The organism is Salmonella sp. SA14318 (assembly GCF_029866905.1).
GTDB lineage: Bacteria > Pseudomonadota > Gammaproteobacteria > Enterobacterales > Enterobacteriaceae > Salmonella > Salmonella enterica.
Map to the genome: position 1 here is coordinate 1,851,180 of NZ_CP123282.1, position 15,261 is coordinate 1,866,440.

Sequence of the window (15,261 nt, forward strand, 5' to 3'; positions counted from 1 at the left end):
CAGTATGCATTATATCCAGCAGCCCCAAACCATTGAGGCCAACAGTTTCACCATTATTAGCGACATTATTCGCGAAACGCGTCCTGATTACCGTTTCGCCAGTCCGCTCCATGAGGCCATTATAAAGCGGGTTATTCATACCACCGCCGATTTCGACTGGCTGGACATTTTGTGGTTCTCTGCCGATGCGCTGGAGCAGCTTTGTGATGCGCTACGCCAACCGTGCATTATTTATACCGATACCACGATGGCGCTGTCCGGCATTAATAAAAGATTACTGGCGACGTTTGGCGGCGAGTGTCGCTGTTATATCAGCGATCCGCGCGTGGTGCGCGCCGCAAAAACGCAGGGGATTACCCGTTCAATGGCCGCCGTCGATATCGCTATCGCCGAGGAGGAGAAAAACAAGCTCTTTGTTTTCGGTAATGCGCCGACGGCCCTGTTCCGTTTGCTTGAACATAACGTGACGGTGAGCGGCGTGGTGGGCGTACCGGTAGGCTTTGTCGGCGCGGCAGAGTCCAAAGAGGCGCTCACCCATAGTCATTTTCCCGCGGTTGCCGCGTTAGGGCGTAAAGGCGGCAGTAACGTGGCTGCCGCTATCGTCAATGCGCTGCTCTATCACCTCCGGGAGGCCTGATGGGCGAGCTTTCTTTTGACGCGCCGGTCTGGCACCACGGTAAAGCGTTACGTAAAGGATATACCACCGGTTCCTGCGCGACGGCGGCGGCAAAAGTCGCCGCGCTGATGGTATTGCGTCAACATCTGATTCATCAGGTCTCCATCGTCACGCCGTCGGGCGTCACGCTATGCCTGAACGTGGAGTCGCCGCACATTGAAGGCCAGCAGGCGATAGCCGCAATTCGTAAAGATGGCGGCGATGACGTGGATGCCACGCACGGAATGCTGATTTTTGCCCGCGTTACGCTCAACGACAGCGGTGAGATTACGCTCACTGGCGGCGAAGGTATTGGTACGGTAACGCGTAAAGGGATTGGACTGCCGCTCGGGAGCGCCGCCATCAATCGTACGCCGCGCCATACCATTGAGTCAGCGGTGCGCGAAGCGATAGGCCCGGCGCGTGGGGCCGATGTGGAGATTTTTGCCCCGGAAGGCGAAGCGCGGGCGCAAAAAACGTATAACTCGCGGCTTGGCATTCTTGGCGGCATTTCCATTATTGGCACTACCGGCATTGTGACGCCGATGTCGGAAGAAAGCTGGAAACGCTCGCTATCGCTGGAACTGGAGATCAAACGGGCGTCAGGATTAACGCGGGTGATACTCGTGCCGGGCAACCACGGCGAACGGTTTGTTCGCGAACAAATGGGCGTCGACACACAGGCGGTCGTCACCATGAGCAATTTTGTCGGCTACATGATTGAAGAGGCGGTACGGCTGGGATTTTGCCAGATAGTGCTGGTGGGGCATCCTGGAAAACTGATCAAAATCGCCGCCGGGATCTTTCATACCCATAGCCATATTGCCGATGCGCGCATGGAAACGCTGGTCGCGCATTTAGCTTTACTGGGCGCGCCGCTGGAGTTACTCACCCTGGTCGGCGATTGCGATACCACTGAAGCGGCAATGGAGCACATTGAAGCATATGGCTTCGGGCATATCTATAACCATCTTGCCAGGCGTATTTGTTTGCGAGTCATGCAGATGCTGCGTTTTACCAAAACGCCGCCTGTCTGCGACGCCATCCTGTTTTCTTTTGATAACCATATTCTCGGCAGTAATCGTCCCGTCGACGAGATTGCTAAGGAGCTGCAATGCTAACGGTCGTGGGAATGGGGCCCGCTGGACGGCATTTGATGACGCCTGCGGCGCTGGAAGCGATAGACCACGCCGATGCGCTGGCAGGCGGTAAACGCCATTTGGCGCAGTTTCCGGCGTTTGGCGGCGAACGATTTACGCTGGGCGCGGATATTGGCGCGTTGTTGTCCTGGATTGCCGCCCGTTGGGATAAAGGGATTGTGGTGCTGGCCTCCGGCGATCCGCTGTTTTATGGCATCGGTACACGCCTGGTGGCGCATTTTGGTATCGAACAGGTTCGCATTATCCCTGGCATCAGCGCCGTACAGTATCTGTGCGCACAGGCTGGGATTGATATGAATGACATGTGGTTGACCAGTAGCCACGGTCGTTGCGTCAGCTTCGAGCAGTTGGCGAACCATCGCAAAGTGGCGATGGTCACGGATGCCCGCTGCGGGCCGCGAGAAATCGCGCGGGAACTGGTCGCGCGCGGTAAAGGGCATCGCTTAATGGTGATTGGTGAAAATCTGGCGATGGAAAATGAGCGGATCCACTGGCTACCCGTCAGTGCGGTCAACGCCGACTATGAAATGAATGCAGTGGTGATCCTTGATGAAAGATGAGCTTTTTCTGCGCGGCGAGAACGTGCCGATGACCAAAGAGGCGGTACGGGCGCTGGCACTGTCGAAACTTGAGCTCCACCGCGCCAGTCACCTGATTGACGTCGGGGCGGGAACGGGAAGCGTCTCAATTGAAGCGGCGCTGCAATTTCCTTCGTTGCAGGTGACGGCTATCGAGCGTAATCCTGCCGCGCTACGGCTGCTTGATGAGAATCGTCAGCGCTTTGCCTGCGGCAATATCGATATTCTCCCCGGCGAAGCGCCAATGACCATAACCGGGAAAGCCGATGCGGTGTTTATGGGCGGCAGCGGCGGGCATCTGACGGCGCTGATTGACTGGGCGATGGGTCATCTGCATCCCGGTGGCCGTCTGGTGATGACCTTTATCTTGCAGGAAAACCTTCATAGTGCGCTGGCGCATCTTGCGCTCATCGGCGCATGTCGAATGGACTGTGTACAGCTTCAGCTTTCATCGTTAACGCCGCTGGGGGCGGGACACTATTTCAAACCGAACAATCCTGTTTTTGTTATCGCCTGTCAGAAGGAAGAAAACCATGTCAGAGACATTTGATCCACGCTGTGTATGGTTCGTCGGCGCCGGGCCGGGCGATCGCGAGCTGATCACGCTTAAAGGCTACCGCCTGCTGCAACAGGCGCAGATAGTTATCTATGCCGGTTCGCTGATCAATACCGAACTGCTGGATTACTGCCCCGCGCAGGCAGAACGCTATGACAGCGCCGAACTGCATCTTGAGCAGATTATCGAGCTGATGGCGGCGGGCGTGAAAGCGGGAAAAACGGTGGTGCGGTTGCAAACGGGCGATGTCTCGCTGTACGGCTCCGTGCGTGAGCAAGGCGAAGAGTTAACCCGCCGTGGTATCGACTGGCAGGTAGTGCCTGGCGTCAGCGCGTTTCTCGGCGCTGCGGCGGAGCTGGGTGTGGAATATACCGTACCGGAGGTATCGCAGAGTCTCATTATTACCCGTCTGGAAGGGCGTACGCCAGTACCGGCGCGCGAACAACTGGAGGCGTTCGCCAGTCACCAGACGTCGATGGCGATTTATCTCTCCGTTCAGCGTATTCACCGGGTGGCGGAACGTCTCATTGCCGGCGGTTATCCGGCAACTACGCCTGTCGCGGTCATTTATAAGGCTACCTGGCCGGAAAGCCAGACCGTTCGCGGCACGTTAGCGGATATTAGCGACAAAGTACGTGATGCTGGCATCCGTAAGACGGCGCTAATCCTGGTCGGGAATTTTCTGGGTAAGGAGTATCACTACTCAAGACTCTATGCAGCGGACTTTAGCCATGAATACCGTAAAGCCTGAATCCATTGCGTTGTTTTGCCTGACGCCCGGCGGCGTGGCGTTGGCAAAAAGACTCGCCGCGATGCTGCCGTTAACCTGCTTTACCAGTGAAAAACTGCGGGAAGAGGGATTTATTCCCTTTGATGGCGGATTCGCTAATACCGCCCGGCAGGCTTTTACCACTTATACCGCGCTTATTTTTATTGGCGCGGCCGGCATTGCCGTTCGTGTCCTGGCGCCGTTAGTGAACGACAAGTTCAGCGATCCGGCGGTGGTCGTCATTGATGAACGTGGTCAGCATGTCATTAGCCTGCTTTCCGGTCATGCGGGCGGGGCCAATGCCTTGACGCGCTACCTGGCAGGAATGTTAGGCGCCGATCCGGTGATTACCACGGCAACGGATGTCAATGAGATGTCCGCGTTGGACACCTTAGCTTTCCAGCTTAACGCCCGCATGACCGATCTTCGCACGGCGGTAAAAACCGTTAACCAGATGTTGGTCAGTCATCAACGTGTAGGGTTATGGTGGGATGCCGAACTAACGGAAGAGATCGGCCAGTGTGATATTCGCGGTTTTATCCCTGTTGATGATTTGCAGCGGCTGCCTGAACTGGATGCGCTTATCTGCGTCTCTTTGCGTAATGACCTCCCTGAGCTTCCCGTACCGCACTGGAAACTGGTGCCCCAGCGCGTGGTGGCGGGAATTGGCTGTCGCCGCGATACGCCATTTCCCCTGTTAGCAACATTACTGGCGCGCCAGCTTGAAGCGCAGAAACTCGATCCGCTGGCGTTAAAAGCGATTGGCAGCGTCACGCTCAAAAAAGGGGAGCCGGGGCTTATTCAGCTCGCCTCCTGCTGCCGCGTGCCTTTTAAAACCTTTACCGCCGAAGCGTTGCGCGAATTCGAACACCATTTTCCCGGTTCTGGCTTCGTCAGAAAAACGGTGGGCGTTGGCAGCGTATCCGGCCCGGCTGCGTGGTTATTAAGCCAGGGACAATTGTTAGGCGAGACCCTGCGAGAACAGGGCGTCACTATTACTTTAGGAGTTGCACACTGATGTTGAGCGTAATTGGTATTGGCCCCGGTTCGCAGGCAATGATGACGATGGAGGCGATTGAGGCGCTTCAGGCGGCGGAAATCGTCGTGGGCTACAAAACCTATACCCATCTGGTTAAAGCATTCACCGGCGACAAACAGGTGATCAAGACCGGCATGTGTAAGGAAATTGAACGCTGCCAGGCGGCTATTGAACTGGCGCAGGCCGGGCATAACGTAGCGCTCATCAGCAGCGGCGACGCCGGTATTTACGGCATGGCGGGACTGGTGCTGGAGCTGGTGAGTAAGCAGAAGCTGGATGTAGAGGTTCGCCTTATTCCTGGCATGACCGCCAGCATCGCCGCCGCCTCTTTACTGGGCGCGCCGCTGATGCATGACTTCTGCCATATCAGCCTCAGCGACCTGCTGACGCCGTGGCCGGTTATTGAAAAACGCATTGTTGCCGCCGGAGAGGCAGACTTTGTTATCTGTTTTTACAACCCGCGCAGCCGCGGGCGCGAAGGGCATCTGGCGCGCGCGTTTGACCTGCTTGCCGCCAGTAAAAGCGCGCAAACGCCGGTTGGCGTGGTGAAATCCGCCGGACGTAAGAAAGAGGAAAAATGGCTGACTACGCTCGGCGATATGGATTTTGAACCGGTAGATATGACCAGTCTGGTCATCGTTGGTAATAAAACGACCTATGTTCAGGATGGGCTGATGATAACGCCGCGAGGTTACACGTTGTGAATGAGGGGGAGGTGCTGGTGGTGGGCGGCACCAGCGATGCGCGCGCGTTATGCCGACAACTGGATGCGGCGAACGTCGCGTACACCTTATCCGTGGCGACGCCAGCCGGAAAAGCGCTGGCTGGCGACATTAAAGGACAGGTGCGCTGTGGTCGTCTGGAGTACGGGCAGATGGTCGCCTGGCTAAAAGAAAACCGTACTCGCTGGGTAATAGATGCATCGCATCCTTATGCAGAAATGGTCAGCCATAACCTCCTTCGCGCCTGTGAAACGGCAGGCGTGTTGTTAAGTCGTTATCAGCGTCCGGAGCAGCTTAGCAATCTGACGCATCCGCTTCTCTATACGGCGCGAAGTATTGCCGATGCCTGCGAGATAGCGAGGCGTTTTGGTCCGCGCGTGTTATTGACGACCGGCAGTAAAGATCTGGCCGTCTGGCGTGCCGGGCTGGCGGAAAAAACGTTGCTGGCGCGCGTACTGCCCGTGGCGGAGGTGATTCAACGCTGCAGCGAACTGGGGTTCGGCGTTGGAGAAATTTTCGCACTGTGTGGGCCGTTCAGCGCTGATTTTAACGCCGCGTTTTACCACCAGTGCCGGGCCGACGTAGTCATTACCAAAGCGTCCGGCGCGGAGGGGGGATATCAGGAAAAAGTTCAGCCCTGTCTGGATGCGGGCATTCCCTGCATCGTTATTGCGCGCCCGACGCCGCTTGTGACGGGTGATGAGTTACTGGAAAGCCAGGCCGCCTTTGCGCAGCGTTTATCGCGCTGGCTGGCCGCAGCTAAGGAGTAAAAATGAAAAAAGCGCTTCTGGTAGTCAGTTTTGGCACCAGCTATCACGACACCTGTGAAAAAAACATTGTGGCGTGCGAACGTGATCTGGCGGCGTCCTGTCCCGATCGCGACCTGTTTCGCGCCTTCACTTCCGGAATGATCATTCGCAAGCTTCGCCAGCGTGACGGTATCGACATCGATACGCCATTACAGGCTTTGCAAAAGCTTGCCGCACAGGGATATCAGGACGTGGCGATTCAGTCGTTGCACATTATTAACGGCGACGAATATGAAAAAATTGTCCGTGAAGTACAACTCTTGCGTCCGTTATTCACTCGCCTGACGCTGGGCGTGCCGCTGTTGAGCAGCCATAACGATTATGTGCAGCTAATGCAGGCGTTGCGACAACAGATGCCATCGCTCAGACAAACGGAGAAAGTCGTTTTTATGGGCCACGGCGCCAGCCATCACGCATTCGCAGCTTATGCCTGTCTCGATCATATGATGACCGCGCAGCGCTTTCCGGCGCGCGTCGGCGCCGTAGAAAGCTACCCGGAGGTCGACATCCTGATCGACAGCCTGCGTGACGAAGGCGTCACCGGCGTACATTTGATGCCATTAATGCTGGTGGCGGGCGATCACGCCATTAATGATATGGCTTCAGACGACGGCGACTCATGGAAAATGCGCTTTAACGCGGCGGGCATTCCGGCGACGCCGTGGCTGAGCGGGCTGGGAGAAAACCCGGCTATCCGGGCGATGTTTGTCGCGCATTTGCACCAGGCGCTGAACATGACGGTAGAGGAGGCGGCATGAACGGTAAATTATACGCATTAAGTACCGGGCCAGGCGCGCCCGACCTGATAACCGTCCGCGCAGCGCGGATTCTTGGCTCGCTGGACATTCTGTATGCGCCCGCCGGTCGTAAGGGGGGCGATAGTCTGGCGCTGTCGATTGTGCGCAACTATCTCGGCGAGCAGACGGAAGTACGTTGTTGCCATTTCCCTATGAGCGCTGACGGCGCCGAGAAAGAAGCGGTCTGGAACGAGGTTGCCGCCGCGCTTACCGCAGAGGTGGAAGCAGGTAAACAGGTCGGTTTTATTACCCTGGGCGATGCGATGCTATTCAGTACCTGGATTTTTTTACTCCAGCGAATCGGCTGCCCGGAGTGGCTGGAGATTGTCCCCGGCGTCACGTCCTTCGCCGCGATAGCCGCCCGCGCGAAAATGCCGCTCGCCATAGAACGGCAATCGCTGGCGGTTATTTCTTGTACCGCGCCGGAAGCGGAAATAGCCCAGGCGCTACAACAGCATGATAGCCTGGTGCTGATGAAAGTGTATGGCCGGTTCGCCCGTATTAAAGCGTTGCTGGCGCAGGCTGGCCTGCTGGAATGCGCCTTAATGATGTCCGAGGCCACGCTGCCCGGCGAGCAGTGCTGGCGCCATCTCCACGAGGTCAACGATGATCGACCGTTGCCCTATTTTTCGACCATTCTGGTCAATAAACAGTGGGAGTATGCAGAATGAAACTTGAACAGCAGCTTCGACAGTTGTCTTTCAGTGGACTGGCTGCAGCGCTATTGCTGATGGTTGTCCCGCAACAGGCGTTTGCGATGCATATCATGGAGGGCTTTTTACCGCCAGTGTGGGCGCTGGCCTGGTGGCTACTGTTTTTACCCTGCTTGTGGTATGGACTGGTGCGCTTACGGCGTATTGTGCAGGAGGATAATCATCAGAAGGTACTGCTGGCGCTGTGCGGCGCGTTTATTTTTGTCCTGTCCGCGCTCAAAATTCCGTCGGTAACGGGGAGTTGTTCACATCCGACCGGCGTTGGTCTGGCGGTTATCTTGTTCGGGCCCGGGGTGGTGGCGATTCTCGGCGCGGTTGTGCTGTTGTTTCAGGCGCTATTGCTGGCGCACGGTGGCCTGACGACGCTTGGCGCAAATGGAATATCGATGGCGGTGATTGGCCCGGTTGTCGGTTATCTGGTGTGGAAAATGGCCTGCCGTGCCGGACTGCGCCGTGATGTCGCAGTTTTTCTGTGCGCGATGCTGGCGGATTTGGCGACCTATTTTGTGACTTCAGTCCAGCTTGGCGTTGCGTTTCCCGATCCCCATGCCGGAGCGACAGGGTCTGTTGTGAAGTTTATGGGGATTTTCTGCCTCACACAGATTCCTGTCGCCATTGCCGAAGGTTTATTAACCGTCATGATTTATGACCAGTTAACCAAACGGCAAGTGATTACCGTACAAGGACATTAAAATGAAAAAAACGTTGATGTTGTTAGCGATGGTGGTGGCGCTGGTGATTCTGCCGTTTTTTATTAACCATGGCGGTGAATATGGCGGTTCAGACGGCGAAGCGGAAAGCCAGATTCAGGCTATTGCGCCGCAGTATAAACCCTGGTTTCAGCCGTTATATGAACCTGCCAGCGGTGAAATTGAAAGCCTGCTGTTTACCCTTCAGGGCTCTCTTGGCGCGGCGGTGATTTTTTATATCCTGGGGTATTGCAAAGGTAAACAACGCCGTGATGACCGGGCTTGATCGACTCAGCTATCAAAGCCGCTGGGCACACGTTGCGCCGCAGCGCAAGTTTTTGCTGTGGCTGGCGATGATGATACTGGTGTTTGTTCTGCCGCCTGTAGGGCAGGGCATTGAGCTGCTGATCATTGCCGGATTGAGCTGTTGGCTATTGCGCATATCCCTCTGGCGCTGGTGTCGATGGATGGCGATACCTTTTGGATTTTTGTTGGTCGGCGTGATAACGATTATCTTCAGCATCAGCCGCGAGCCGCAAATGCTGCTGGCTGGCATATCTGTCGGGCCGTACTGGATCGGGATTACCCGTGCGGGCGTGGTCACGGCGAATGACACGTTCTGGCGTAGCCTGACGGCGCTGTCCGCGACGTTGTGGCTGGTGATGAACCTACCGTTTCCGCAGTTAATTAGCTTGCTTAAGCGCGCGCATATTCCACGCCTGCTTACCGAGCAAATCCTGTTAACGTGGCGCTTTCTCTTTATTCTTCTGGATGAGGCGGCGGCAATTCGTCGCGCGCAAACGCTGCGTTTTGGTTATTGCAGCCTGCCGAACGGCTATCGATCTCTGGCAATGCTGACTGGACTCCTGTTTACGCGGGTGTTAATGCGTTATCAGCAAATGACCACCACGCTGGATATCAAACTGTATCAGGGTGATTTTCACCTGTAAGGACTATTATGCTTGCCACTTCAGACCTGTGGTTCCGATATCAGGATGAGCCGGTACTTAAAGGGTTAAATCTGGATTTTTCGCTCTCGCCTGTTACCGGTTTGGTGGGCGCGAACGGCTGTGGGAAGTCTACGCTTTTTATGAACCTGAGCGGCCTGTTGCGTCCGCAAAAAGGGGCCGTGTTGTGGCAGGGAAAACCGCTGGATTACAGCAAGCGCGGACTACTGGCGCTGCGCCAGCAAGTTGCGACGGTTTTTCAGGACCCTGAACAGCAGATTTTTTATACTGATATCGATAGCGATATTGCGTTTAGTTTACGTAATTTGGGGGTGCCGGAGGCGGAAATCACGCGCCGCGTCGACGAGGCGCTAACGCTGGTTGACGCCCAACATTTTCGCCATCAGCCCATTCAGTGTTTGAGTCATGGGCAAAAAAAACGTGTGGCTATCGCCGGAGCGCTGGTGCTACAGGCGCGCTATCTATTGCTGGATGAACCCACTGCTGGTCTCGATCCCGCAGGGCGTACTCAGATGCTTGCTATCATCAGGCGGATTGTGGCGCAGGGAAATCATGTCATTATCTCCAGCCATGATATCGATCTTATTTATGAAATTAGCGATGCCGTATACGTGTTACGCCAGGGCCAGATCCTGACGCATGGCGCGCCTGGCGAGGTTTTCGCGTGTACGGAAGCGATGGAACAAGCGGGGCTAACCCAGCCCTGGCTGGTCAAACTTCATACTCAACTGGGACTGCCGCTGTGTAAAACAGAAACGGAGTTTTTTCATCGAATGCAAAAGTGCGCATTCAGGGAGGCGTCATGACACAGGCAGTTATGTTACAGGGGACGGCATCCGACGTCGGCAAAAGTGTGCTGGTGGCCGGTTTATGCCGCATTTTTTATCAGGATGGTCTGCGTACCGCGCCGTTTAAATCGCAAAATATGGCGCTTAATTCTGGTATTACGCCGGATGGTAAAGAGATGGGGCGGGCGCAAATTTTTCAGGCGGAAGCCGCGGGGATCACGCCAGATGTGCGTATGAACCCGGTGCTGCTCAAACCGACCAGCGATCGCCAGGCGCAGGTCGTGCTGATGGGGAAAGTGGCGACCAATATGGATGCGGTGAGTTACCATGACTATAAACCGCGTTTGCGTGAGCAAATCCTTGCGGTCTATAACAGCCTGGCGCAGGAATATGACGTTATTGTGCTGGAAGGCGCCGGAAGCCCGGCGGAAATCAATCTGCGCGATCGCGATATCGTCAATATGGGAATGGCGGAAATGGCCCAGTGTCCGGTTATTCTGGTGGCGGATATCGACCGGGGCGGCGTATTCGCCGCTATTTATGGCACGCTGGCGCTGCTGCATAAACAGGAGCGTGACAGAGTAAAGGGCGTCATTATCAACAAATTCCGCGGCGACGTGGCGCTACTCTATTCCGGTATCGAACAAATCGAATCGCTTACCGGCGTCCCAGTCCTGGGAGTGATGCCGTGGCTGGATGTGGATCTGGAAGATGAAGATGGCGTCGCGCTGCAAAACGATAAATATCGCGGTAACGCCCCCCGTGATATCACTATTGCCATTGTGCAACTGCCACATATTTCTAACTTTACGGATTTTAACGCTCTGGCGGCGCAGCCGGATGTGCGCATACGCTATATTCGCCGCCCGGAAGCGTTGACTGACGCTGATCTGGTGATCCTGCCGGGCAGTAAGAATACGCTGAGCGACCTCGCCTGGCTGCGCGAAAGCGGGATGGCGGATGCGGTATTGCAGACACATCGGCAGGGCGTGCCGGTGATGGGGATTTGCGGCGGCTACCAGATGCTGGGCGACACCATTGTGGATGAGGTGGAGTCGGGGCTGGGTACGCAGCCGGGCCTGGGGCTGCTTAATACAATCACTCGCTTTGCACAGGATAAAACCACGACGCAGGTTAACGCGACAATGTCAGGCGAGCTGCCCGGCTGGCTGGCTGCCGCGGCGGGGCTACCGGTACGCGGTTATGAAATTCACATGGGGGAAACGGTGCTGCAGGAAGGATGCTGTACGGCCATGACGTTACAGAAAAATGGATGCTCTGTGGCGGATGGTGCGGTCACCGCCGATGGACTGGCGTTTGGCACTTACCTTCACGGCCTGTTTGACAGCGATGCGTTTACCCGTGCGGTGGTCAATGGGTTACGGGCGCGAAAAGGACTTACGCCGTGGGAAACGACTTTTTGTTATGCGGAGCATAAAGCGCGGCAATTTGATCTGCTGGCGGAAGCGATGCGGCAACATATTGATATTGATAAAATTTATACCATCATGCAACAGCATCAGGAGCCGGTATGATGATTCTGGTGACGGGCGGGGCGCGTAGTGGTAAAAGCCGTCATGCTGAAACCTTAATTGGCGATGCGCCGCAGGTACTGTATATCGCCACCTCGCAGATTCTTGATGACGAGATGGCGGCGAGAATTCAGCATCATAAAGATGGCAGGCCGGCACACTGGCGGACCGCAGAATGCTGGCGGCATCTTGATACGTTGATTACCGCGGATCTTGCCCCTGACGACGCGATTTTGCTGGAATGTATTACCACCATGGTGACGAATCTGCTGTTTGCGCTGGGAGGCGCAAACGATCCCGAACAGTGGGATTATGCGGCGATGGAGCGCGCCATTGACGATGAAATTCAGATTTTAATTGCAGCCTGCCAGCGCTGCCCGGCGAAAGTGGTACTGGTGACAAATGAGGTGGGAATGGGGATCGTCCCGGAAAACCGTCTGGCGCGCCATTTTCGTGATATTGCCGGTCGGGTCAACCAACGACTGGCGGCAGCGGCGGATGAGGTCTGGCTGGTGGTCTCAGGTATTGGAGTCAAAATTAAATGAGTAAGCTGTTTTGGGCCATGCTCGCTTTTATTAGCCGCTTGCCCGTGCCGTCACGCTGGTCGCAGGGACTGGATTTCGAGCAATATTCGCGTGGGATCGTGATGTTTCCCTTTATCGGGTTGATTCTGGGAGGGGTAAGCGGCCTGATTTTCATCCTCCTGCAACCCTGGTGCGGTATTCCGCTAGCGGCGTTGTTCTGTATTCTGGCGCTGGCGCTGCTGACCGGTGGTTTTCACCTGGATGGGCTGGCCGATACCTGCGATGGCATTTTTTCCGCGCGCCGCCGTGAGCGAATGCTGGAGATTATGCGCGATAGTCGTCTGGGAACCCATGGCGGGCTGGCGCTTATTTTTGTGCTACTGGCAAAAATTCTGGTGGTCAGCGAACTGGCGTTACGTGGAACGCCAATGTTGGCGGCGTTGGCGGCGGCCTGTGCGGCCGGACGCGGCAGCGCCGTTTTATTGATGTACCGTCATCGCTACGCCCGTGAAGAGGGGCTTGGCAATGTATTTATCGGTAAAGTCAGCGGACGGCAAACCTGCATTACTCTGGGATTGGCGGTAATCGTCGCCACGGTATTACTGCCTGGTATGCAAGGACTGGCCGCAATGGTGGTCACATGCGCGGCGATTTTCATCCTTGGCCAGTTGCTTAAACGTACGCTTGGCGGTCAAACCGGCGATACGCTGGGCGCGGCGATCGAACTTGGCGAACTGATCTTTCTGCTGGCTCTGTTATGAGCCGATTATTACGGACGAGACATCTTATGCAGACACTACACGCTTTACTCCGTGACATTCCTGCGCCGGACGCCGAGGCGATGGCGCGTGCGCAGCAACATATTGACGGCCTGCTCAAACCGCCGGGCAGCTTGGGCAGACTGGAAACCTTAGCCATTCAGCTCGCGGGAATGCCGGGTCTTAACGGTACGCCGCAGGTAGGTGAAAAGGCGGTGCTGGTGATGTGCGCCGACCATGGCGTCTGGGATGAAGGCGTAGCGGTTTCGCCCAAAATCGTGACGGCGATTCAGGCGGCGAATATGACGCGGGGAACAACCGGCGTATGTGTGCTTGCCGCTCAGGCCGGTGCGAAGGTGCATGTCATTGATGTCGGTATTGATGCCGAACCTATTCCTGGCGTAGTTGATATGCGCGTCGCGCGCGGCTGCGGAAATATTGCCGTTGGCCCGGCGATGAGTCGCTCGCAGGCTGAAGCGCTTTTGTTGGAGGTTTCCCGCTACACCTGCGACCTGGCGCAACGCGGCGTGACCTTATTTGGCGTAGGGGAGCTGGGAATGGCGAACACCACGCCAGCCGCCGCGATGGTCAGCGTTTTTACAGGAAGTGATGCAAAAGAGGTGGTGGGGATTGGCGCGAATCTTCCGCCTTCCCGCATCGATAATAAAGTGGACGTCGTGCGGCGGGCGATTGCGATTAATCAGCCCAATCCGCGCGATGGCATTGATGTGTTGTCGAAGGTGGGTGGTTTCGATCTGGTCGGGATGACCGGCGTGATGCTTGGCGCGGCAAGGTGTGGCTTACCCGTATTGCTGGATGGCTTTCTTTCCTACTCGGCAGCGCTGGCGGCCTGTCAGATTGCGCCTGCGGTGAGACCTTATCTGATCCCGTCGCACTTTTCGGCGGAAAAGGGCGCCCGCATCGCGCTCGCGCATTTGTCTATGGAACCCTATTTGCATATGGCGATGCGGTTAGGTGAAGGAAGCGGCGCGGCGCTGGCGATGCCGATCGTGGAAGCCGCGTGCGCCATGTTCCACAATATGGGGGAGTTAGCGGCCAGTAATATTGTCCTGCCGGAGGGGAACGCAAACGCAACATAACCCGGGCGCACAACACCAGCCATGTGAGAAAAAAGCTATACTTAACGCACACCTGCCGCGACAAAGGAAGGGATATAATGCGTCGTATCACACCTTTTTTTCCGTTTTTCGTCTTGTTGGTAAGCCATTTCTCGCTGGCTATAAGCTATCCGTTGCCGCCCGAAGGCAGTCGTCTGGTAGGACAGCCTGTCACAATCGCCGTACCACAGAACAATACTCAGCCCTTAGAGTCATTTGCCGCCCGCTACGGTCAGGGGCTGAGTAATATGCTTGAAGCGAATCCCGGCGTGGATGTGTTTTTACCTCAGTCTGGTTCCACACTGGTAGTGCCGCAGCAGTTGATTCTGCCTGACACCGTTCGTGAAGGTATTGTGGTAAACGTCGCCGAGATGCGCCTTTATTATTATCCCGCAGGCACGAATACGGTTGAGGTGCTACCCATTGGTATTGGTCAGGCTGGCCGTGAAACGCCGCGCAACTGGGTAACTGCGGTTGAACGCAAACAAGATGGCCCGGTTTGGGTGCCAACGGCTAATACGCGTCGGGAATATGCTAAAGAGGGAAAAACGCTGCCCGCGATGGTGCCTGCGGGGCCGGATAACCCTATGGGGCTATACGCAATATATATCGGCAGGTTATATGCCATCCATGGCACTAATGCTAACTTTGGCATTGGCCTTCGCGTCAGTCAGGGCTGTATCCGTTTACGCAATGACGATATTAAATATTTATTCGACCATGTTCCTGTAGGAACCCGCGTTCAGATTATCGACAGGCCCGTTAAATTTTCGGTAGAGCCGGATGGCAGTCGTTGGCTGGAGGTACACGAACCGCTTTCTCGTAACCGTGCTGAATTTGAGTCAGACAAAAAAGTTCCATTGCCCGTTACGCCAGTGCTGCGCACGTTTATCAAAGGGGATGACGTTGATACTTCGCGGGTTAATGAGGTGCTGGAGCGCCGTTCCGGAATGCCGGTCAACATTAGCGCGGGCAGGTCTGGCCTTTAAATATCCTGCCACATTGCTGGTTTTCATGGGCTGGAGTATCTGTATTAGTAGTGAGTGTCATGGCAGGGGCTTCATTTCTCAGCGAACCGCGAGCCCT

Annotated in this window: 19 protein-coding genes; all 19 read left to right on the forward strand. The window is 55.9% G+C overall.

What is annotated here, in order from left to right; genetic code table 11:
• Positions 1–4: 4 nt before the first annotated feature.
• Positions 5–637 (forward strand): cobalt-precorrin-8 methylmutase, encoded by a 633-nt coding sequence (locus QEN32_RS08655; RefSeq protein ID WP_000558993.1) that lies wholly within the window; start codon positions 5–7, stop codon positions 635–637.
• Positions 637–1,776, forward strand: coding sequence for a cobalt-precorrin-5B (C(1))-methyltransferase CbiD (cbiD, locus tag QEN32_RS08660; protein ID WP_265322294.1), 1,140 nt, complete (start codon positions 637–639; stop codon positions 1,774–1,776). Before QEN32_RS08655 ends, cbiD begins: the two co-directional genes overlap by 1 nt.
• Positions 1,770–2,375, forward strand: a complete 606-nt coding sequence (locus QEN32_RS08665) for a cobalt-precorrin-7 (C(5))-methyltransferase (protein WP_000958841.1) — start codon at positions 1,770–1,772, stop codon at positions 2,373–2,375. Before cbiD ends, QEN32_RS08665 begins: the two co-directional genes overlap by 7 nt.
• Entirely contained in the window at positions 2,365–2,943 is a 579-nt protein-coding gene (locus QEN32_RS08670) for a decarboxylating cobalt-precorrin-6B (C(15))-methyltransferase (RefSeq protein WP_000650989.1), read from the forward strand. Before QEN32_RS08665 ends, QEN32_RS08670 begins: the two co-directional genes overlap by 11 nt.
• Positions 2,927–3,700 carry a cobalt-precorrin-4 methyltransferase gene (locus QEN32_RS08675; RefSeq protein ID WP_000004859.1) on the forward strand — a complete coding sequence of 258 codons (774 nt, stop codon included), beginning with the start codon at positions 2,927–2,929 and terminating at the stop codon, positions 3,698–3,700. The genes QEN32_RS08670 and QEN32_RS08675 overlap by 17 nt, the downstream gene beginning before the upstream one ends.
• Positions 3,681–4,736: a cobalt-precorrin 5A hydrolase gene (gene cbiG / locus QEN32_RS08680; protein ID WP_265322295.1), complete on the forward strand. Its 1,056-nt coding sequence runs from the start codon at positions 3,681–3,683 to the stop codon at positions 4,734–4,736. Before QEN32_RS08675 ends, cbiG begins: the two co-directional genes overlap by 20 nt.
• A complete protein-coding gene (locus QEN32_RS08685; RefSeq protein ID WP_000953643.1) occupies positions 4,736–5,461 on the forward strand; it encodes a precorrin-3B C(17)-methyltransferase in 726 nt (241 codons plus the stop codon). Before cbiG ends, QEN32_RS08685 begins: the two co-directional genes overlap by 1 nt.
• Entirely contained in the window at positions 5,458–6,249 is a 792-nt protein-coding gene (locus QEN32_RS08690) for a cobalt-precorrin-6A reductase (RefSeq protein WP_001001983.1), read from the forward strand. Before QEN32_RS08685 ends, QEN32_RS08690 begins: the two co-directional genes overlap by 4 nt.
• A gap of 2 nt (positions 6,250–6,251) precedes the next feature.
• Positions 6,252–7,046, forward strand: a complete 795-nt coding sequence (locus QEN32_RS08695) for a sirohydrochlorin cobaltochelatase (protein WP_061379573.1) — start codon at positions 6,252–6,254, stop codon at positions 7,044–7,046.
• Positions 7,043–7,756: a cobalt-factor II C(20)-methyltransferase gene (locus tag QEN32_RS08700; RefSeq protein WP_265322296.1), complete on the forward strand. Its 714-nt coding sequence runs from the start codon at positions 7,043–7,045 to the stop codon at positions 7,754–7,756. Before QEN32_RS08695 ends, QEN32_RS08700 begins: the two co-directional genes overlap by 4 nt.
• Positions 7,753–8,490: a cobalt ECF transporter S component CbiM gene (gene cbiM / locus QEN32_RS08705; protein ID WP_265322297.1), complete on the forward strand. Its 738-nt coding sequence runs from the start codon at positions 7,753–7,755 to the stop codon at positions 8,488–8,490. Before QEN32_RS08700 ends, cbiM begins: the two co-directional genes overlap by 4 nt.
• 1 nt (position 8,491) lies before the next feature.
• Positions 8,492–8,773, forward strand: a complete 282-nt coding sequence (locus QEN32_RS08710) for an energy-coupling factor ABC transporter substrate-binding protein (protein ID WP_000753212.1) — start codon at positions 8,492–8,494, stop codon at positions 8,771–8,773.
• Positions 8,760–9,437, forward strand: coding sequence for an energy-coupling factor ABC transporter transmembrane protein (locus QEN32_RS08715; protein ID WP_265322313.1), 678 nt, complete (start codon positions 8,760–8,762; stop codon positions 9,435–9,437). Before QEN32_RS08710 ends, QEN32_RS08715 begins: the two co-directional genes overlap by 14 nt.
• An 8-nt stretch (positions 9,438–9,445) precedes the next feature.
• The gene (locus QEN32_RS08720; RefSeq protein ID WP_000881542.1) at positions 9,446–10,261 is read left to right on the forward strand and encodes an energy-coupling factor ABC transporter ATP-binding protein; all 816 of its coding nucleotides are present in this window, start codon (positions 9,446–9,448) and stop codon (positions 10,259–10,261) included.
• Entirely contained in the window at positions 10,258–11,778 is a 1,521-nt protein-coding gene (locus QEN32_RS08725) for a cobyric acid synthase (RefSeq protein WP_080191307.1), read from the forward strand. The genes QEN32_RS08720 and QEN32_RS08725 overlap by 4 nt, the downstream gene beginning before the upstream one ends.
• The gene (gene cobU / locus QEN32_RS08730) at positions 11,775–12,320 is read left to right on the forward strand and encodes a bifunctional adenosylcobinamide kinase/adenosylcobinamide-phosphate guanylyltransferase (RefSeq protein ID WP_000973192.1); all 546 of its coding nucleotides are present in this window, start codon (positions 11,775–11,777) and stop codon (positions 12,318–12,320) included. The genes QEN32_RS08725 and cobU overlap by 4 nt, the downstream gene beginning before the upstream one ends.
• Positions 12,317–13,060, forward strand: coding sequence for an adenosylcobinamide-GDP ribazoletransferase (gene cobS, locus QEN32_RS08735; RefSeq protein ID WP_000039997.1), 744 nt, complete (start codon positions 12,317–12,319; stop codon positions 13,058–13,060). The genes cobU and cobS overlap by 4 nt, the downstream gene beginning before the upstream one ends.
• A gap of 26 nt (positions 13,061–13,086) precedes the next feature.
• A complete protein-coding gene (gene cobT, locus QEN32_RS08740; RefSeq protein WP_265322298.1) occupies positions 13,087–14,157 on the forward strand; it encodes a nicotinate-nucleotide--dimethylbenzimidazole phosphoribosyltransferase in 1,071 nt (356 codons plus the stop codon).
• 77 nt (positions 14,158–14,234) lie between these two features.
• Positions 14,235–15,164: a L,D-transpeptidase gene (gene ldtA / locus QEN32_RS08745; protein ID WP_001252817.1), complete on the forward strand. Its 930-nt coding sequence runs from the start codon at positions 14,235–14,237 to the stop codon at positions 15,162–15,164.
• Positions 15,165–15,261 lie beyond the last annotated feature (97 nt).